This window comes from Stenotrophomonas rhizophila (assembly GCF_000661955.1).
In the GTDB taxonomy this organism is placed as follows: domain Bacteria; phylum Pseudomonadota; class Gammaproteobacteria; order Xanthomonadales; family Xanthomonadaceae; genus Stenotrophomonas; species Stenotrophomonas rhizophila.
In genome coordinates this window covers 2,683,024-2,699,683 of the sequence record NZ_CP007597.1, presented here as the reverse complement: position 1 = coordinate 2,699,683, position 16,660 = coordinate 2,683,024, and the positions used below count along the sequence as shown (strand labels likewise).

At 69.7% G+C, this 16,660-nt stretch carries 16 protein-coding genes; 11 read left to right on the top strand and 5 right to left on the bottom strand.

All coding sequences use genetic code 11. The annotated features are described in order from the left end of the window. Positions 1-37 precede the first annotated feature (37 nt). The 9 genes from DX03_RS11485 (at position 38) to pcaC (ending at position 8,257) form a co-directional block, all read left to right on the top strand. A complete protein-coding gene (locus tag DX03_RS11485) occupies positions 38-1,357 on the top strand; it encodes an MFS transporter (protein ID WP_038688860.1) in 1,320 nt (439 codons plus the stop codon). A 150-nt stretch (positions 1,358-1,507) separates the two neighbouring features. Further along, positions 1,508-2,203 carry a 3-oxoacid CoA-transferase subunit A gene (locus DX03_RS11480; RefSeq protein WP_038688858.1) on the top strand — a complete coding sequence of 232 codons (696 nt, stop codon included), beginning with the start codon at positions 1,508-1,510 and terminating at the stop codon, positions 2,201-2,203. Continuing rightward, positions 2,200-2,847, top strand: a complete 648-nt coding sequence (locus DX03_RS11475; protein ID WP_038688856.1) for a 3-oxoacid CoA-transferase subunit B — start codon at positions 2,200-2,202, stop codon at positions 2,845-2,847. Before DX03_RS11480 ends, DX03_RS11475 begins: the two co-directional genes overlap by 4 nt. Before the next feature lies 1 nt (position 2,848). After that, a complete protein-coding gene (gene pcaF, locus DX03_RS11470) occupies positions 2,849-4,063 on the top strand; it encodes a 3-oxoadipyl-CoA thiolase (RefSeq protein WP_425598273.1) in 1,215 nt (404 codons plus the stop codon). 106 nt (positions 4,064-4,169) lie between these two features. Next, positions 4,170-4,880 carry a protocatechuate 3,4-dioxygenase subunit beta gene (gene pcaH, locus DX03_RS11465; RefSeq protein WP_038688855.1) on the top strand — a complete coding sequence of 237 codons (711 nt, stop codon included), beginning with the start codon at positions 4,170-4,172 and terminating at the stop codon, positions 4,878-4,880. Between the two features lie 4 nt (positions 4,881-4,884). Further along, a complete protein-coding gene (gene pcaG / locus DX03_RS11460) occupies positions 4,885-5,448 on the top strand; it encodes a protocatechuate 3,4-dioxygenase subunit alpha (protein WP_038688853.1) in 564 nt (187 codons plus the stop codon). A gap of 69 nt (positions 5,449-5,517) precedes the next feature. After that, positions 5,518-6,861 carry a 3-carboxy-cis,cis-muconate cycloisomerase gene (locus DX03_RS11455; protein ID WP_038688851.1) on the top strand — a complete coding sequence of 448 codons (1,344 nt, stop codon included), beginning with the start codon at positions 5,518-5,520 and terminating at the stop codon, positions 6,859-6,861. 19 nt (positions 6,862-6,880) lie between these two features. After that, positions 6,881-7,657, top strand: coding sequence for a 3-oxoadipate enol-lactonase (gene pcaD, locus DX03_RS11450; RefSeq protein WP_038688849.1), 777 nt, complete (start codon positions 6,881-6,883; stop codon positions 7,655-7,657). A 207-nt stretch (positions 7,658-7,864) separates the two neighbouring features. Then, positions 7,865-8,257: a 4-carboxymuconolactone decarboxylase gene (pcaC, locus tag DX03_RS11445; protein ID WP_038688847.1), complete on the top strand. Its 393-nt coding sequence runs from the start codon at positions 7,865-7,867 to the stop codon at positions 8,255-8,257. Between the two features lie 126 nt (positions 8,258-8,383). Here the strand turns inward: pcaC and DX03_RS11440 are convergent, their stop codons facing one another. Both DX03_RS11440 and DX03_RS11435 read right to left on the bottom strand, forming a co-directional pair. Next, a complete protein-coding gene (locus DX03_RS11440; RefSeq protein ID WP_051598847.1) occupies positions 8,384-9,238 on the bottom strand; it encodes an IclR family transcriptional regulator domain-containing protein in 855 nt (284 codons plus the stop codon). Between the two features lie 95 nt (positions 9,239-9,333). After that, entirely contained in the window at positions 9,334-11,775 is a 2,442-nt protein-coding gene (locus DX03_RS11435; RefSeq protein ID WP_038688843.1) for a membrane-bound PQQ-dependent dehydrogenase, glucose/quinate/shikimate family, read from the bottom strand. Positions 11,776-12,082: 307 nt separating this feature from the next. On the opposite strand from DX03_RS11435, the gene DX03_RS11430 reads away from it, so the two are divergent. Continuing rightward, positions 12,083-12,619 carry an adenine phosphoribosyltransferase gene (locus DX03_RS11430; RefSeq protein WP_038688841.1) on the top strand — a complete coding sequence of 179 codons (537 nt, stop codon included), beginning with the start codon at positions 12,083-12,085 and terminating at the stop codon, positions 12,617-12,619. A gap of 204 nt (positions 12,620-12,823) precedes the next feature. On the opposite strand, the gene dbpA is transcribed toward DX03_RS11430, so the two are convergent. From dbpA to DX03_RS11415, 3 genes are read right to left on the bottom strand one after another with little or no spacing between them, the layout of a single operon-like run. Next, positions 12,824-14,200: an ATP-dependent RNA helicase DbpA gene (gene dbpA / locus DX03_RS11425; protein WP_038688839.1), complete on the bottom strand. Its 1,377-nt coding sequence runs from the start codon at positions 14,198-14,200 to the stop codon at positions 12,824-12,826. 48 nt (positions 14,201-14,248) lie between these two features. Next, entirely contained in the window at positions 14,249-14,533 is a 285-nt protein-coding gene (locus DX03_RS11420; RefSeq protein ID WP_038688837.1) for a hypothetical protein, read from the bottom strand. Between the two features lie 27 nt (positions 14,534-14,560). After that, positions 14,561-15,535 (bottom strand): YeiH family protein, encoded by a 975-nt coding sequence (locus DX03_RS11415; protein ID WP_244880243.1) that lies wholly within the window; start codon positions 15,533-15,535, stop codon positions 14,561-14,563. Between the two features lie 210 nt (positions 15,536-15,745). Here DX03_RS11415 and DX03_RS11410 point away from each other — a divergent pair, with 210 nt between their 5' ends. Beyond that, positions 15,746-16,648 (top strand): LysR family transcriptional regulator, encoded by a 903-nt coding sequence (locus DX03_RS11410; RefSeq protein ID WP_038688833.1) that lies wholly within the window; start codon positions 15,746-15,748, stop codon positions 16,646-16,648. Positions 16,649-16,660: the final 12 nt, after the last annotated feature.

Here is a 16,660-nt window from a genome sequence, read left to right as displayed (position 1 = left end):
GGACGCCCCCCGCACTACGTCGTCGCAGGATCCCCGTATGAGCCATGCCACCGCCGCCGCTTCCCCGCTCGTGCTCGAGCGGATGAGTCCCTTCCAATGGACGGCGATCGCCATCTGCGTGCTGTTGAACATGCTCGATGGCTTCGACGTGATGGTCATGGCGTTCACCGCGCCGCACGTGTCGGCCGACTGGGCGCTGTCGGGCAAGCTGCTGGGCATCATGCTCAGCGCCGGGCTGGTCGGCATGGCGCTGGGCTCGTTCCTGCTGGCGCCGTTGGCCGACCGCTGGGGCCGGCGGCCGATGATCATGCTGTGCCTGGTGATCCTCACCGTGGGCATGGCGTTGTCGGCGCTGGCCAGCAACGCGTGGCAACTGGGCGCGCTGCGCGTGTTCACCGGCGTGGGCATCGGCGGCATGCTGGCCGGCGTGGGCGTGATCACCGCCGAGTACGCCAACCCCAAATGGCGCAGCACCGCGGTGGCGCTGCAGGCCACCGGCTACCCCATCGGCGCCACCCTGGGCGGAGTGCTGGCGGCCTGGATGCTGCAGCATTTCAGCTGGCACAGCGTATTCCTGATCGGCGCCGGCGCGTCGTTGCTGTGCATCCCGCTGGTGCTCAAGTGCCTGCCCGAATCGCTGGATTTCCTGGTGGCCCGGCGTCCGCCGGATGCCTTGCCGCGGCTCAACGCGTTGCTGGCGCGGATGCACATGCCCGCGCTGCAGGCGCTGCCGCCGACACCGGTGCGCGCCGATGGGCGCAAGGGCTACGCCGCGCTGTTCGTCGGCGACCTGCGCCGGGTGTCCGTGCTGATCGCGATGGCGTTTTTCCTGCACATGTTCGCGTTCTATTTCGTGCTGAGCTGGACGCCGAAGTTGCTGGTGTCGGCGGGCGTGTCGGCCCAGCAGGGCATCACCGGCGGGGTGCTGCTCAACCTCGGCGGGATTGTCGGTGGCAGCCTGTTCGGCTGGCTGGCGTCGCGCTGGGCGTTGTCGCGGCTCACCGCAGCCAGCCTGCTGCTGGCGATGGTGGCGATGCTGGCCTTCGCCGGTTTCAACACCCAACTCGGTATCGCCTTCCCCGTGGCATTCGTGATCGGTGCGGCGTTGTTCGGCGCCATGGCCGGGCTGTATGCCGCCGCGCCGGTGGTATTTGCCGCCGACGTGCGCACCACCGGGCTGGGCTGGGCGATCGGCATTGGCCGGGTCGGCGCCATCCTGTCGCCGCTTACCGTCGGCCTGCTGGTCGATGCAGGCTGGTCGCCCACCGCGCTGTATGTGCTGTGTGCGCTGCCGTTGGCACTGGCGGCGTGGGCCTGCCTGGGCCTGCGCGTCGGCGTTGGCCAGACGCGCAACTGAGCCGACGGGTATGGACATCCACGTGTGCGATTATCGCATCATGAGTCCGATTATCGGATTGACCGCGTCGTCGCCGCTGCGCACCATGTCCGCGTCCCGTTTTCCCCCGTATGTCGCCGCCGCCTGCAAGGCACGGCAAGGAGCAACGCAGTGATCGACAAGACCGTGGCCAACGCTGACGCAGCGGTGGCCGACATCCACGACGGGGCGACGGTGATGATTGGCGGGTTCGGTACCGCCGGCATGCCCGACGCCCTGATCGATGCCCTGATCGCGCAGGGCGCGCGCGGGCTGACCATCATCAACAACAACGCCGGCAACGGCGACACCGGGCTGGCCGCGCTGATCCGGCACAAGCGCGTGCGCCGCATCGTCTGCTCGTTCCCGCGCCAGGCCGACTCGCAGCATTTCGATGCGGCCTACCGCGCCGGCGAGATCGAACTGGAGCTGGTGCCGCAGGGCAACCTGGCCGCGCGCATCCATGCCGCCGGCTCGGGCCTGGGTGCGATTTTCACCCCCACCGGTTACGGCACCGAACTGGCCCACGGCAAGGAAACCCGCGAGATCGACGGGCGCCACTACGTGCTGGAATACCCGCTGCACGCCGACTTCGCACTGATCAAGGCCCATCACGGCGACCGCTGGGGCAACCTGGTGTACCGCAAGACCGCGCGCAACTTCGGCCCGCTGATGGCGATGGCCGCGCGCTGCGCGATCGTGCAGGTGGATGCCGTGGTGCCGCTGGGCGACCTGGACCCGGAAGCCGTGGTGACGCCCGGCATCTTCGTGCAGCGCGTGGTTGCCCTGGATGCCACCGCCACTGCCACCGCTGGAGCCCGCGCATGAACCGCCTGAGCCGCGAACAGATGGCCGCGCGCGTGGCGCGCGATATTCCCGAAGGTGCCTACGTCAATCTGGGCATCGGCCTGCCGACCACGGTCGCCAACTTCCTGCCGGCCGACAAGGAGATCTTCCTGCAGTCGGAAAACGGCCTGCTCGGCATGGGCCCGGCGCCGGCAGTGGGCGAAGAGGATCCAGACCTGATCAATGCCGGCAAGCAGCCGGTGACCCTGCTCACCGGCGGCTGCTATTTCCACCATGCCGATTCGTTCGCGATGATGCGCGGCGGTCACCTGGACATCTGCGTGCTGGGTGCATTCCAGGTGTCGGCGCAGGGCGACCTGGCCAACTGGAGCACCGGTGCGGCCGATGCCATTCCCGCCGTCGGTGGGGCGATGGACCTGGCCATCGGCGCCAAGCAGGTCTTCGTGATGATGGACCTGCTGACCAAGCAGGGGCAGAGCAAGCTGGTGGAGGCGTGCAGCTACCCGCTCACCGGGCTGCGCTGCGTGTCGCGCGTGTATACCGACGTGGCCGTGTTCGACCTGGGCGAGGCGGGGGCGCGTGTGCTGGAAATGGTGGACGGGGTCAGCATTGAGCAGCTGCGTGAGCTCACCGGCCTGCCGCTGCAGATGAGCGAAGGAGCCTGACATGACCCTGCACGATACCTACATCATCGATGGCATCCGTACCCCGATCGGCCGCTACGGCGGCGCATTGGCCGGCATGCGCGCCGATGACCTCGGCGCGATCCCGTTGAAGGCGCTGCTGGCGCGCCATCCGCAGCTGGACCCGGCGTTGATCGACGAGGTCTACCTGGGCTGCGCCAACCAGGCCGGCGAAGACAACCGCAACGTGGCCCGCATGAGCCTGCTGCTGGCCGGCCTGCCGGTGAGCGTGCCGGGCAGCACCGTCAATCGGCTGTGCGGCTCGGGGCTGGATGCGATCGGCACGGTGGCACGCGGCATCGCCGCCGGTGAACTCGGCCTGGCCATTGCCGGCGGCGTGGAGTCGATGTCGCGCGCGCCTTACGTGATGGGCAAGGCAGGCACGCCCTTCGCGCGCGACCAGGTGATGGAAGACACCACCATGGGCTGGCGCTTCATCAACCCGCAGCTGCGCGCGCTGTATGGCGTGGAGACCATGGGCCAGACCGCCGAGAACGTGGCCGAGCGGTACGCGGTGTCGCGCGCCGACCAGGACGCGTTCGCGCTGCGCAGCCAGCAGCGCGCCGCCGCTGCCCAGCAACGCGGGTTCTTCGACGGCGAAATCGTGGCGGTGGATGCACCCGGGCGCAAGCGCGGTGAAACCGTGCGCGTGGCACGCGATGAACACCCGCGCGCGGACACCACGCTGGACGCGTTGGCCGCGCTCAAGCCGTTGTTCCGCCAGCCCGGCACGGTGACCGCCGGCAATGCGTCGGGCATCAACGATGGCGCCGCCGCGGTGCTGCTGGCGTCGGGCGCACAGGCGCGCGCACTGGGCCTGACCCCGCGCGCGCGCATCCTCGGCTTTGCCAGTGCCGGGGTCGAACCGGCGGTGATGGGCATGGGCCCGGTGCCCGCCACGCAGCGCCTGCTGGCGCGGCTCGGGCTGTCCATCGCCGATTTCGATGCGATCGAGCTCAACGAAGCGTTCGCCTCGCAGGGGCTGGCGTGCCTGCGCCAGCTCGGTGTCGCCGACGATGCCGCACACGTCAACGCCAATGGCGGTGCCATCGCGCTGGGCCATCCGCTGGGCATGAGCGGCGCGCGCCTCGCCCTGACCCTGCTGCGCCAGCTGGAAGCCAGCGGGGGGCGGCGTGGCCTGGCCACCATGTGCATCGGCGTGGGCCAGGGGGTCGCGCTGGCCATCGAGCGCGTGTGACCGCCCCTGTTTTTTCCTGCTTCACGGCCGCTGCCGCCTTCGCATGGCAGCGTGCCACTGCCTTTCAGCTGCGGCCCCAACGGCCGCCCGCCAACCGGAGTACGCCATGAGCGATCCCACTGACCTGCGCGGCTATCGCAGGCCCTATCCCGGCACCCAGCCGGACCGCATCCACCTGCCGTATGCATCCACCCGCCTGCGCGGCCCCGGGCGCGACCCGATCCAGATTCCGGCCACGCTGTCCGAAGTGACCGGGCCCACGCTGGACCGCATCACCCTGGGCGAACACGCCGCCGACCTGACCGCCGGCTTCAAGGGCCAGCCGCTGGGTGAGCGCATCGTGGTCAGTGGCCGGGTGCTGGACGAGAACGGCCGCCCGGTGCGCAACAGCGTGGTCGAGGTATGGCAGTGCAACGCCGCCGGTCGCTACCTGCACAAGGGCGACCAGCACGACGCACCGCTGGACCCCAACTTCACCGGCACCGGCCAGGTGCTCACCGACGACCACGGCCGTTACCGCTTCACCACCATCAAGCCCGGTGCCTACCCGTGGCGCAACCACTACAACGCGTGGCGACCGGCGCATATCCACTTTTCGCTGCATGGCGAAGGCATCGGCCAGCGCCTGGTCACGCAGATGTATTTCCCCGGCGACCCGCTGCTGGCGTACGACCCGATCTACAACTGCGTGGACGACGCCAAGGCCCGCGAGCGCATGGTGTCCTCGTTCGACTGGGAAAACACCGCCAACGAATTCGCCCTCGGCTACCGCTTCGACATTGTGTTGCGCGGTCGCAAGATGACCGTGTGGGAGTAAGCAGATGAGTTTCCAATCCACTCCGTGGCAGACCGTGGGCCCGTACTACCGGCTGGGCCTGGAACCGCTGTACCGCACCGACATCGCGCCGGCCCAGGCGCAGGGTGAGCGCGTACAGGTGCAGGGCCAGGTGTTCGATGGCCTGGGCGTGCCGGTGTCCGATGCCGTGCTGGAAATCTGGCAGGCCGACGCGCAGGGAATCTACGCGCATCCGGAAGACCCGCGCCACGACGCGCATGACCCGGCCTTCGATGGCTGGGGCAGGGTGCCCACCGACGCGCAGGGCCGCTTCGCCTTCACCACCGTGCGCCCGGGCAGTGTGGCCGGCCCCAAGGGGCAGCCGCAGGCACCGCACCTGATGGTGCTGGTGTTCATGCGCGGTCTGTTGCGCGCGGCCAGTGCGCGGGTGTATTTCAGCGACGCGCCGGGCAATGCCGACGATCCGATCCTGGCCCTGGTGCCGGCCGAACGCCGCGCCACGCTCATCGCCCAGGCGCAGGGCAACGGCCTGTACCACTGGGACGTGCGCATGCAGGGCGAGCTGGAAACCGTGTTCTTCGACTACTGATGCCGGCCTGCACGCGCGGCCTGACGACGCGCGGGTAAGCTGGGTCCACCTTTGACTGGATGGCGTTTGATGAGCGATTTCCCCTCGCTGCTTGGCGGCCTGTTCGGCGCGCCGGAGGTGGACGCGGTGTTCACCGACACCGCGCGCCTGCAGGCGATGCTCGACGTGGAAGCCGCGCTCGCACGCGCGCAGGTGCGCTGCGCGGTGATTCCGCCGGCCGCGCTCGGTGCGATCGAAGCGGCCTGCCGGGCCGACCTGTACGCCGTGCCCGCCCTGGGCCAGGCCACGTTGCTGGCCGGCAACCCGGCCATTCCGCTGGTCAAGGCGCTGACCGCGCAGGTGCGCCACGCGGATGCCGACGCCGCGCGCTGGGTGCACTGGGGCGCCACCAGCCAGGACATCATCGACACCGGCGCGGTGCTGCAGCTGCGCGAGGCAGTCGGCCTGGTGCAGGAGCGGCTGCACGTGCTGTGCACCGCGTTGGCGGTGCTGGCCGATGCCGAGCGCGATACCGGCCTGCCCGGGCGCACGCTGCTGCAGCAGGCGGTGCCGGTGACCTTCGGGCTGAAGGCGGCCGGTTGGCTCGATGCATTGCACCGCAGCCAACGGCGCCTGCAGGCGTTGTACGCCGACACGCTGGTGCTGCAGTTCGGCGGTGCGGCCGGCACCCTGGCCTCGCTGCAGACGCGCGGCCTGGACGTGGCCCAGGCCCTGGGCGACGAACTGCAGTTGCCGGTGCCGGCGCTGCCGTGGCACACCGCCCGCGACCGGGTGGCCGAACTCGGCAGCACGTTCGCGCTGCTCACCGGCACGCTGGGCAAGATCGCCACCGACATCGTGCTGCTGATGCAGTCCGAAGTGGCCGAAGCATTCGAGCCGGCCGGCGAGGGCAGGGGCGGGTCATCGGCGATGCCGCACAAGCGCAATCCGGTGGGCTGCGTGGCGGCCATTGCCGCGGCCACCCGGGTGCCGGGCCTGTTGTCCACCTTGTTCGTGGCGATGCCGCAACCGCATGAGCGCGCGGCCGGGCAGTGGCATGCCGAGTGGGAAACCGTGCCGGAGATCGTGCGCCTGTGCGCCGGCAGCCTGGCCCAGGTGACCGTGGTGGTGCAAGGCCTGCAGCTGGACCGGGCGCGCATGCGCGACCACCTGGACAGCCACGGCGGCCTGCTTTACGCAGAAGCGGTGGCGGTGACGCTGGCTGAAACGCTGGGCAAGGCCACCGCGCATGCGCTGGTGGAACAGGCCGCACGCCAGGCGCTGGCGCAGTCGCGGCACCTGCGCGAGGTGCTGCAGGAGATGCCGGACGTGAGCGCGCAGCTGTCGCCGACGCAGCTGGCGGCGTTGTTCGCGCCCGACAGCTGGCGTGGCATGGCCGACACCTGGATCAATCGCGTGCTGGCGCAGCGCTGACCCTTATTGGAGGGGTGCAATGGATTTTCTTGAGCTGGACGCACATCGCCTGCATTACCGCATTGACGGGCCGGACGATGCGCCGTGGTTGACCTTCTGCAACTCGCTGGGCACCGACCTGCACATGTGGGACCCGCAGATGGCCGCATTGTCGGGGCGGTTCCGGATCCTGCGCTATGACCGCCGTGGGCATGGCCACTCCAGCGCGCCGCCAGGCCTGTACAGCGTGGCCGACCTGGGCGCGGACGTACTGGCCCTGTGGGACCACCTGGGCGTGGCACGCAGCCATTTCTGCGGGCTGTCGATCGGCGGCCTGACCGGGCAATGGCTGGGCGTGCATGCCGGCACGCGCCTGCACACGCTGACGGTGGCGGCCACCGCCGCGAAGATCGGCACGGCCGAGAGTTGGGAGACGCGCATCGCGCAGGTGCGTGCGCAGGGCCTGTTGCCGTTGCGCGAAGGCACGGCCGAACGCTGGTTCACGCCGGCCTTCGTCGCGGCGCAACCGGCGCAGGTAGAGGACATCCTGCAGCGCTTTGTCACCACCAGTGTGGCGGGCTACGTTGGCTGCTGTCATGCCGTGGCTACTGCGGACTTCCGTGACCAGCTGGCGCAGATCGGAGTGCCGACCCTGGCCATCGCCGGCGACGACGATCCGGTCTGCCCGCCCGCAGACCTGCAGGCCATCGCGCGCGGGGTCGCCCACGGCCACGCCGTCGCCGTGCCCGGCCGCCACATCTGCAACATCGAATCGGCCGACGCATTCACCGCCGCCCTGACCGCCCACACATCGTAGGTACCGACCATTGGTCGGTACACCCCCACACCGATCGTGACCGGCACGCCCCCACACCGTAGGTACCGACCGTTGGTCGGTACACCCAGACACCGATCGTCACCGGCACGCCCATACACCGTAGGTGCCGACCGTTGGTCGGTACATCCAGACACCGTAGGTACCGACCGTTGGTCGGTACACCCCACCCAAAACGAGGCATCCCCAATGGACGAACAGGAACGCTACGAAGCCGGCCTGACCGTGCGCCGCGCCGTACTCGGCGAGGCCCACGTCGAGCGCTCGCTGCAGGCGCGCACCGACTTCACCCACGAATTCCAGGACTTCATCACCCGTACCGCCTGGGGCACGGTGTGGACCCGAGACGGCCTGCCACGTCACACCCGCTCGCTGCTGACCATCGTGATGATGGTGGCGTTGGGCCATGACGAAGAGTTCAAACTGCACATCCGCGCCGCGCGCAACAACGGCGTCACCCCGGACGAGATCAAGGAAGTGCTGCTGCAGGCCGCCATCTACTGCGGCGTACCGGCCGCCAACCACGCCTTCGCGCTGGCCAAGCCCATCCTCGAAGAACAAGCCAACGCACCACCGCGGTAAGCCCAGCACCGGTAGTGCCGGCCGCTGGCCGGCAACCCGATACACCCGAACGGAACCGGATACCGCCGGGCGCTGGCCGGCAACCCGATACACCTGAACGGAACCGGATACCGCCGGCACCCCCCCTCAATGCAGCAACGTACCCAACCGCTGCGCCGCTTCCCGCAGCCGCGGCAGCAACTGTGACTGCATCACCCCCAGGCTGATCCGCCCGGCCTGGGTGCCGATGTTCAGCGCGCCCACCACCGCGCCACTGCGCGCGTGCACCGGCACGGCGATCGAGCGCAGCCCGATCTCCAGCTCCTGGTCCACCAGCGCCACGCCGTCGCGGCGCACGCGTTCCAGCGTGTCCAAAAACTCGTCCATGCGCGTCACGGTGCGCTCGGTGCGCGGCCGCAGCGGATTGCGTTCCAGGTAGCTTTCCAGCGTGTCGTGCGGCAACGCGGCCAGCAGCACGCGACCCATAGAGGTGCAGTACGCGGGCAGGCGGCTGCCCGCGCGCAGCCCGATCGACATGATCCGCACGGTTTCGGCGCGGGCCACATACAGCACGTCATCGCCATCCAGCACGCCCAGCGAGCACGACTCGTGCACGTCGTCGCGCAGGGCATCCAGCACCGGCTGCGCCGCCGCGGTCATCGACGACGACGCCACATACGCCCCGCCCATGCCCAGCACGCGCGGCAGCAGCACGAAACCGCGCCCCTGTTCGCCCACGTAGCCCAGCTTCTCCAGGGTGTACAGCACGCGCCGCACCGCCGCGCGCGAGATGCCCGTTTCGGTGCTGATCTGCGACATGGTCACTTCACGCGGGTGCTGCGAAAACACGCTCAGCACTACCAGCCCGCGACCCAGGGAGGTCATGAAATCCGGATCGCCCTGGTTGTCCTGGATCAGTTGCATCAGCTCGTGGCTGAGCCCGCGATCCTGCGGCGGGGCAGGGGCGCGCTTGGGGCGACGGCTGGGAGGTGCGGCAGACATGGCGGTGGTTCGTGCTCGGTGATCGTGCATGGTAAGGGCTGCACGCGATGAAGCGAAGCTGCGCGCCACGGTGCGAAGACCGTGGCGCGCGTGGCTCAGCGCGTGGCCGGCAACGCGTAGGCGATCACATAGTCGCCGCGATCCGGCGACTGGCGTGCGCCGCCGGCGGAAATCACCACGTACTGGCGACCGGTCTTCGGCGACACATAGGTGATTGGCGTGCCCTGGCTGCCCACCGGCATGCGTGCCTTCCACACTTCTTCACCGGTGCGGCTGTCATAGGCGCGCAGGTAGTAATCCTGGGTGCCGGCGAAGAACAGCAGGCCCGACTGGGTGGCCAGTGAACCGCCCAGGGTGGGCATGCCGATCGGAATCGGCAGGCGCATCTTGACGCCCATCGGGCCGGTGTCCTTCACCGTGCCCACCGGCACCTGCCAGACCAGCTGGTGGGTGGCCAGGTTGATCGCCGACAGCGTGCCGAACGGCGGCTTCTGGCACGGAATGCCCAGCTTGGACAGGAAGCGGTCGCGCAGCGAGCCGTACGGCGTGCCGGTCTGCGAGGCTGCGCCCATTTCCACGCCGCCGGCGCCTTCGGTCATGTCCGCGCGCGGAATGAGCTTGGTCCACAGCCCCAGGCGCATGTCGTTGACGAACAGGTAGCCCGTGGTGGGATCCACCGACGCGCTGCCCCAGTTCATGCCCCCCAGCGAACCGGGCCACTGCAGGGCCAGGTCCTCGCCCGGCGGGGTGAACATGCCGTCGTAGCGGAAGCCCTTGAACTGGATGCGGCACAGCATCTGGTCGATCGGCGTGGCGCCCCACATGTCCGATTCGGTCAGGGTCTGCGCACCGATCTGCGGCAGCCCCACCGACAGGCGTTGGGTAGGCGAGTAGCGCTCGCCGGCGGCGTTGCCCTGCGGTGCCGGGATGTCGCGCACCTCGGTGATCGGCTGGCCGGTGGCGCGGTTGAGCATGAACACCTGGCCGGCCTTGGTGATCTGCAGCAGCGCGGGCAGGGTGCCGCCCTTGCCATCGGGCACGTCGGTCAGGGTGGGCTGTGCGGGCAGGTCGTAATCCCACAGGTCGTGGTGCACGGTCTGGTAGACCCAGCGCTCCTTGCCGGTGGCCACATCCAGTGCCACCACTGCCGAGCTGTACTTGTCGTCCTGCGGGGTGCGCTCGCCGGCCCACTGGTCCGGCGTGGTGTTGCCGGTGGGCAGGTAGACCAGGCCCAGCTGCGGGTCATAGGCCATCGAGGTCCACACGTTCGGGGTGGCGCGGGTGTAGTGGATGGACGGATCCAGCGGCACGTCCGGGGTTTCCCGGGACAGGTCCCAGACCCAGGCCAGCGCGCCGCTGCGCACGTTGTAGGCACGCACCACACCGGAGGGTTCGTTGACCTCGATGTTGTCGGCCACCCGCCCGCCCACGATCACCAGTTCACCGGCCACCAGGGGCGCGGCGGTCAGCGTGTAGAAGCCGGGCTTGATCTCGCCCATGCCACGCTTGAGGTCCACCACGCCGCCTTCGCCGAAGTCCGGGCAGGGCGCGCCGGTGGTAGCGTCCAGTGCGAACAGGCGGGCGTCGATCGAGGTCATCAGGATGCGCTTCTCGCACAGTGCCGGGGCCGTTGCGGCAGCGACGGTGGCCGGTGCGGCAGGGCTCGGTGCGGCAGGACTCAGTGCGGCAGCGACGGTGGGGGCGCCGACCAGCGGCTGGCCTGCGTCGAAATAGCCCAGGCCACGGCAGCGCTGCCAGTTCGGCGCGGTCGCCTTGGGATCGAACGCCCAGCGCTGCTTGCCGCTGTCCACGTCCAGCGCCACCACCTGGTTGTGCGGCGTGCACAGGTACAGCGTGTCGCCAATCTGCAGCGGGGTGTTCTGGTCTTCGGCGCCGAAGCCATCGCTCTGCGGCACGTCGCCGGTATGCGCGGTCCAGGCCACTTGGAGCTGGGTGATGTTGGCCGGGGTGATCTGGTCCAGCGCGGCGAAACGGGTGCCGGCGGTGGTGTTGCCCCAGTGCTGCCAATCACGTTGCTCGCTGCCCTTGGCCACCGGCACCACGGCCGGTGACGCGCCCTGCGCGGTGACCACCGGGCGCGGCTGGAACGCCGACACCGCCGTGCCCAGCAGGCCCACCAGCAGCAGCGCGGCCACGCCATAGGCCGCGCGCCCGGGGCGCTGGCCACGACTGCGCCGCAGCACCGGCCAGGTCAGCGCGACCAGCATCGCCAGCACGGCGGGCATCACCAGCCGCGACACCAGCGGCCAGAATTCCAGCCCGGCATCGGCCAGTGCCCAGGCCACGGTGGCGACGAACGCCACCCCATACAGCAGCGCGCCCAGTGGGCGGCGCAGGGCCAACAGGCCGCCGGCCACCAGCGACGCGGCGCCCATCAGCAGGAAGTACCAGCTGCCGCCGAGCTGGGCCAGGCGCACACCGCCCACCAGCAGAACCAGGCCGAACAGCATCACCACGATGCCAATCAGGACCACCAGGGTGCGGCACAGGGCCGACGGTTTCGTGTTCTCGTCCACGTTGCATGAACCTCTACAGGAAACCCGGTACCGATCGGCACCGGGCAGGCCCGCGCGCGCCATGCGTGGCGGGGACCGTTGGCCATCTCACCCCGGCATTGCCTTGCCCTGCAGGGGCGCGGGAATGCTTCGCTGCTTATCGCGGAAACGGAGTGAACGGCCGGTTAGGGCGATTATCGCACCGTTGTGCGATTTCGGCGTGAACCCGGGGTGCCACCGATGGAACGCAGCAACGCAGCGGCCTGGCCAGGCGGGCAGTGCCGCGCCGAAGCGTTTACCCTATGCCACCCCGTTCGTTGCCCGCCCCATGACCGAGTCTTCCGCCACGCCCGCCTGGGCCGGCCGCCTGCGTGATATCGCCGATTTCCCCAAGCCGGGCATCCTGTTCAAGGACATCATGCCGCTGCTGGCCAATGGCGATGATTTCGCCGCTGCGGTCGATGCGATGGTGCAGCCGTGGCGCACGGCGAACCTGCAGGCGGTGATGGGCATCGAATCGCGCGGCTTCATCCTGGGTGCGGCCATGGCGCGCGTGCTGGGCGTCGGCTTCGTGCCGGTGCGCAAGCCGGGCAAGCTGCCGGGCCGCACGCTGAAGCAGGAATACACGCTGGAATACCGCACCGACACCATTGAAGTACACGCCGACGCCTTGCCGGCCGGTGCGCGTGTGCTGGTGGTTGATGATGTGCTGGCAACCGGCGGCACGTTGCTGGCGGCGTTGTCGCTGGCGCGCCAGTTGCAGGTGGAGGTCGTGGGCGCGGCGGTGCTGGTGGAACTGGCCGGGCTGGGCGGACGCGAGCGCTGGGACGGCGATGTGCCGTTGTTGGCCAACCTGGTGTATTGAGGCCGGGCTCTGCCTGGCGGTTTGACATCGCGTAAGCCGACCAACGGTCGGCTCTACCGGATGGCGCGTAGAGCCGGGCTCTGCCCGGCTGTTCGACATGGTGCAAGCCGACCAACGGTCGGCTCTACCGGGCAGGTGCGTAGAGCCGGGCTCTGCCCGGCTGTTCGACATGGTGCAAGCCGACCAACGGTCGGCTCTACCCCATTACATCCGGCGGACGCGGAAGCGGCGGCCCTTGATTTTGCCTGCTTCCAGCCGGTCGATCGCGCGGCCTACCTGCTCGCGCGCGATGGCCACGTACGAGCGGGTGGCGTAGATGTCGATCTTGCCGATCACCTTGGCCGACAGCCCGGCCTCACCGGTCAACGCCCCCAGGATGTCGCCCGGGCGCAGCTTGTCGGTCTTGCCGCCATCGATGCGCAGGGTTTCCATCGCGGCCTGCGGCAGCACGGCGGGGCGGGCCGTCGCCAGCGGGGTCTTCTGCCAGTCCAGCGGCTTGCCCTGCGCGGCTTCCAGCGCATCGGCGCGGTTGCGCTCGCGGCCGGTCACCAGGCTCACCGCCAGGCCGGACGCGCCGGCGCGGCCGGTGCGGCCCACGCGGTGTTCGTAGGTTTCGATGTCGGTGGGCAACTCGTAATTGATCACGGCCGCCAGGTCCTGCACGTCCAGCCCGCGCGCGGCCACGTCGCTGGCCACCAGCACGTTGCAGCTGCGGTTGGCGAAGCGCACCAGGACTTCATCGCGGTCACGCTGTTCCATTTCGCCGTGCAACGGCAGTGCCGAGAAGCCGAACTGCTGCAGCGAATTGGCCACGTCGTCCACGTCACGACGGGTGTTGCAGAACACCACCGTCGATTCCGGGTTGTACTTCAGCAGCAGGCCGGCCAGCGCCTTCTGCTTGCTGGCCAGGTCCACTTCGCAGAACAGGTGGCGAATCGCCGGTGCGTTGTCGGCACCCTGGACAGTCACTTCCACCGGATCGCGCAGCAGCACGCGGGCGATCTCGCGGATCTCATCGGGGTAGGTGGCCGAGAACAGCAGCGTCTGGCGATCCTTGCTGGTGCGCCCGGCAATCTCGCGGATCGGCTCTTCAAAGCCCATGTCCAGCATGCGGTCGGCTTCGTCCAGCACCAGCGTGGTGACACCGCCCAGCTTCAGGGCGCGCTTGCGGCCGAGCTCCTGGATACGGCCGGGCGTGCCGACCACCACGTGCGGGTCGTGCGCTTCCAGCGAGGCCAGCTGCGGGCCCAGCGGCATGCCGCCGGTGAGCACCACCAGCTTCAGGTTGGGAATGCCGGTGGCGAGCTTGCGGATCTGCTTGCCCACCTGGTCGGCCAGTTCGCGGGTGGGGCACAGCACCAGAGCCTGGGCGCGGATCACCGACGGGTCCAGGGCCTGCAGAAGGCCCAGCCCGAAGGCGGCGGTCTTGCCGCTGCCAGTAGGGGCCTGGGCGATCAGGTCGCGGCGCTCAAGGATCGCCGGCAGGCTCTGCGCCTGCACGGGGGTCATCTGGGTATAGCCCAGCGCGTCGATGCCCGCCGCCAGCGAGGCCGACAGGGGCAGTTCGGAGAATTCATTCATGGCGCATTCTACCCGCTGCGCCGCCTGTCGGGCGTGTGCCGGCGCTGCTCAGGCCAGATCCAGCGCCCGCAGCCCCTCCATCAACGCGGTGTGCTGGGCATGGCTGAACGCGCCCGGGCCGTCGCTGACATCCAGAATCAGTGTGTGGAACCAGGGATTGGGGTGGCTGACATCCTGCTCCCAGCGGACCACGACATCCGGGCCTAGCACCCGCTGCAGCAGGTCGATCAGGTCGTCTTCGGCTTCATCGACGGCGCCATAGCGATCCAGCACCAGCCGGTACGGGATGTGCAGGCGGCGGCGATCGACGGGGGGAACACGCTCACGCTTCATCGCCCCAGTGTTGCATGCGGCACGCGCTCACCCCAGCAGCGCGTGCACGCCCACGTTGATGCCCAGGCCCCCGGCCAGCAACCAGGCAAACAGCAGCAGGGCCAGCAGCAGCGGCTTCATGCCGGCCTGGCGCAGCGCCGATACATGGGTGGTCAACCCCAGCGCGGCCATGGCCATGGCCAGCAATACCGTGTCCACCTCGATGGCCAAGGCCACCCACCCGGCGGGCAGCAGGTGCAGCGAATTGAACCCGGCCACCGCAACGAACCCGAAGGCGAACCAGGGCACCACGATCTTCGCGCGTGCCGCCCCGGGCTGGGCGCTGCCGCCGCGGGCCAGCAGCAATGACAGCGCGATCAGGAACGGGGCCAGCATCATCACCCGCACCATCTTGGCGATCACCGCGGTATCGGCGGCCCCTTCGCTGACCGCGCGCCCGGCCGCGACCACCTGCGCCACTTCGTGCACGGTCGAGCCGGTGAACACGCCATAGAACGACTCGCTCATCGGCAGCACGCCGTGCGCCAGGTTGAGCTGGTACAGCGCCGGGTACAGGAACATGCCCAGCGTGCCGAACACCACCACCGTAGACACCGCCACGGTGACCTGCTCGGCGCGCCCGCGCACCACCGGTTCGGCGGCCATCACCGCCGCCGCGCCGCAGATCGCGCTGCCGGCGCCGATCAGCAGTGCGCTGGTGCGGTCGATCCCGAACCAGCGGGTGCCGGCCCACCACGCCAGCCCGAAGGTGCTGGCCAGCACCAGCGCATCGATCAGCACGCCGGCCACGCCGACCTGGCCGATGTCCTGGAAGGTCAGGCGCAGGCCGTACAGCACGATGCCGGCGCGCAGCAGCCACTGCTTGGAAAAGCCCACGCCCGCCGCGGCCCGGGGTGCCAAGCGCGGGTACACGCTGTTGCCCAGCGCGATGCCGAGCACGATGGCCAGCGTGAGGGCACTGATGCCGTGCGCCTGCAGCCACGGCAGGGTGGCCAGCGCCATCGCCGCCACGGCGACACCGCCCGCCAGCAGCAGGCCGGGCAGGCGCCCGCGCCAACGTTGGGCGAGGGCGGGCAGGAACAGGGCAGGGCGGGGGCTGGACGCGTTCACGAAGCGGCTCCTTGTAGGGAGCGTCCAGCCTGCGCTCGCCCCACAAACCTGTAAAACGCATTATTGATGTGATTTCAACCGGTTTTATGGGTTAATGCGCGCATGCGCATCAGTCTTCGCCAATGGCAGGTATTCGTGGCCGTGGCCGACGCGGGCACCACCGCCGCCGCCGGCGCGCAGCTGGCGTTATCGCAGTCGGCCGCCAGTGCGGCGCTCAACGAACTGGAGGCGCAGTTGCCGTCGCTGCTGTTCGACCGCATCGGCCGCCGCCTGGTCCTCAATGCGCAGGGCCGGGCCCTGCTGGACCCGGCGCGCGGGCTGCTGGCCGCGTCCGCGGACCTTGAGGCGATGGCCGGGGCAGGGCGGCCGGCATCGGCCACCGGGGTACCGCTGCAGCTGCGGATCGGGGCCAGCACCACCATCGGCAACTACCTGCTGCCCGCCCGGGTCGCCGCCCTGCTGGCCGACCAGCCGCACGTGGACGTGGACCTGCGTATCGGCAACAGCGCCGAGGTGGTCGCGGCGGTGCAGCGGCTGGAGGTCGACCTGGGCCTCATCGAAGGCCCGTGCCACGAGAGCGGGCTGAACGTGCTGCCCTGGCAGCAGGATGCCCTGGTGATCGTGGCCGCCGCCGCGTCCCCGCTGAGCGCCCGCCCCGACCTTTCCGACCTGTCTGCCGCGCGCTGGCTGCTGCGCGAACCCGGCTCGGGGACCCGCGAGGCGGTGGAGCAGGCGTTGCTGCCGCACCTGCACCACTTCGCCCGCGCCATGCAGCTGGGCAGCACCGAGGCCATCAAACAGGCCGCCGCCGCCGGGCTGGGCGTGGCCTGCCTGTCGCGGCACGCGGTGGCCGATCTGGTGGCGCTGGGCAGCCTGCGCATCCTGGACACCCCGTTGCCGCCGCTGTCGCGCCAGTTGTGGGTGGTCCACCACCCCGGCAAGCACGTACCGCCGCCGCTGCGCGCCCTGCTGGGGCTGGCCGCGGACGCTTTTGCGTCCGGTTGAGCGACGCCGCAC

Coding starts and splice junctions, on each gene's coding strand:
- DX03_RS11430 (WP_038688841.1), top strand. CDS start 12,083: ATGACCGAGTCTTCCGCCACGCCCGCCTGGGCCGGCCGCCTGCGTGAT.
- pcaD (WP_038688849.1), top strand. CDS start 6,881: ATGGATTTTCTTGAGCTGGACGCACATCGCCTGCATTACCGCATTGAC.
- DX03_RS11415 (WP_244880243.1), bottom strand. CDS start 15,535: ATGGCGCTGGCCACCCTGCCGTGGCTGCAGGCGCACGGCATCAGTGCC.
- DX03_RS11420 (WP_038688837.1), bottom strand. CDS start 14,533: ATGAAGCGTGAGCGTGTTCCCCCCGTCGATCGCCGCCGCCTGCACATC.
- pcaF (WP_425598273.1), top strand. CDS start 2,849: ATGACCCTGCACGATACCTACATCATCGATGGCATCCGTACCCCGATC.
- DX03_RS11475 (WP_038688856.1), top strand. CDS start 2,200: ATGAACCGCCTGAGCCGCGAACAGATGGCCGCGCGCGTGGCGCGCGAT.
- DX03_RS11410 (WP_038688833.1), top strand. CDS start 15,746: ATGCGCATCAGTCTTCGCCAATGGCAGGTATTCGTGGCCGTGGCCGAC.
- DX03_RS11455 (WP_038688851.1), top strand. CDS start 5,518: ATGAGCGATTTCCCCTCGCTGCTTGGCGGCCTGTTCGGCGCGCCGGAG.
- pcaC (WP_038688847.1), top strand. CDS start 7,865: ATGGACGAACAGGAACGCTACGAAGCCGGCCTGACCGTGCGCCGCGCC.
- pcaG (WP_038688853.1), top strand. CDS start 4,885: ATGAGTTTCCAATCCACTCCGTGGCAGACCGTGGGCCCGTACTACCGG.
- DX03_RS11440 (WP_051598847.1), bottom strand. CDS start 9,238: ATGTCTGCCGCACCTCCCAGCCGTCGCCCCAAGCGCGCCCCTGCCCCG.
- dbpA (WP_038688839.1), bottom strand. CDS start 14,200: ATGAATGAATTCTCCGAACTGCCCCTGTCGGCCTCGCTGGCGGCGGGC.
- DX03_RS11485 (WP_038688860.1), top strand. CDS start 38: ATGAGCCATGCCACCGCCGCCGCTTCCCCGCTCGTGCTCGAGCGGATG.
- pcaH (WP_038688855.1), top strand. CDS start 4,170: ATGAGCGATCCCACTGACCTGCGCGGCTATCGCAGGCCCTATCCCGGC.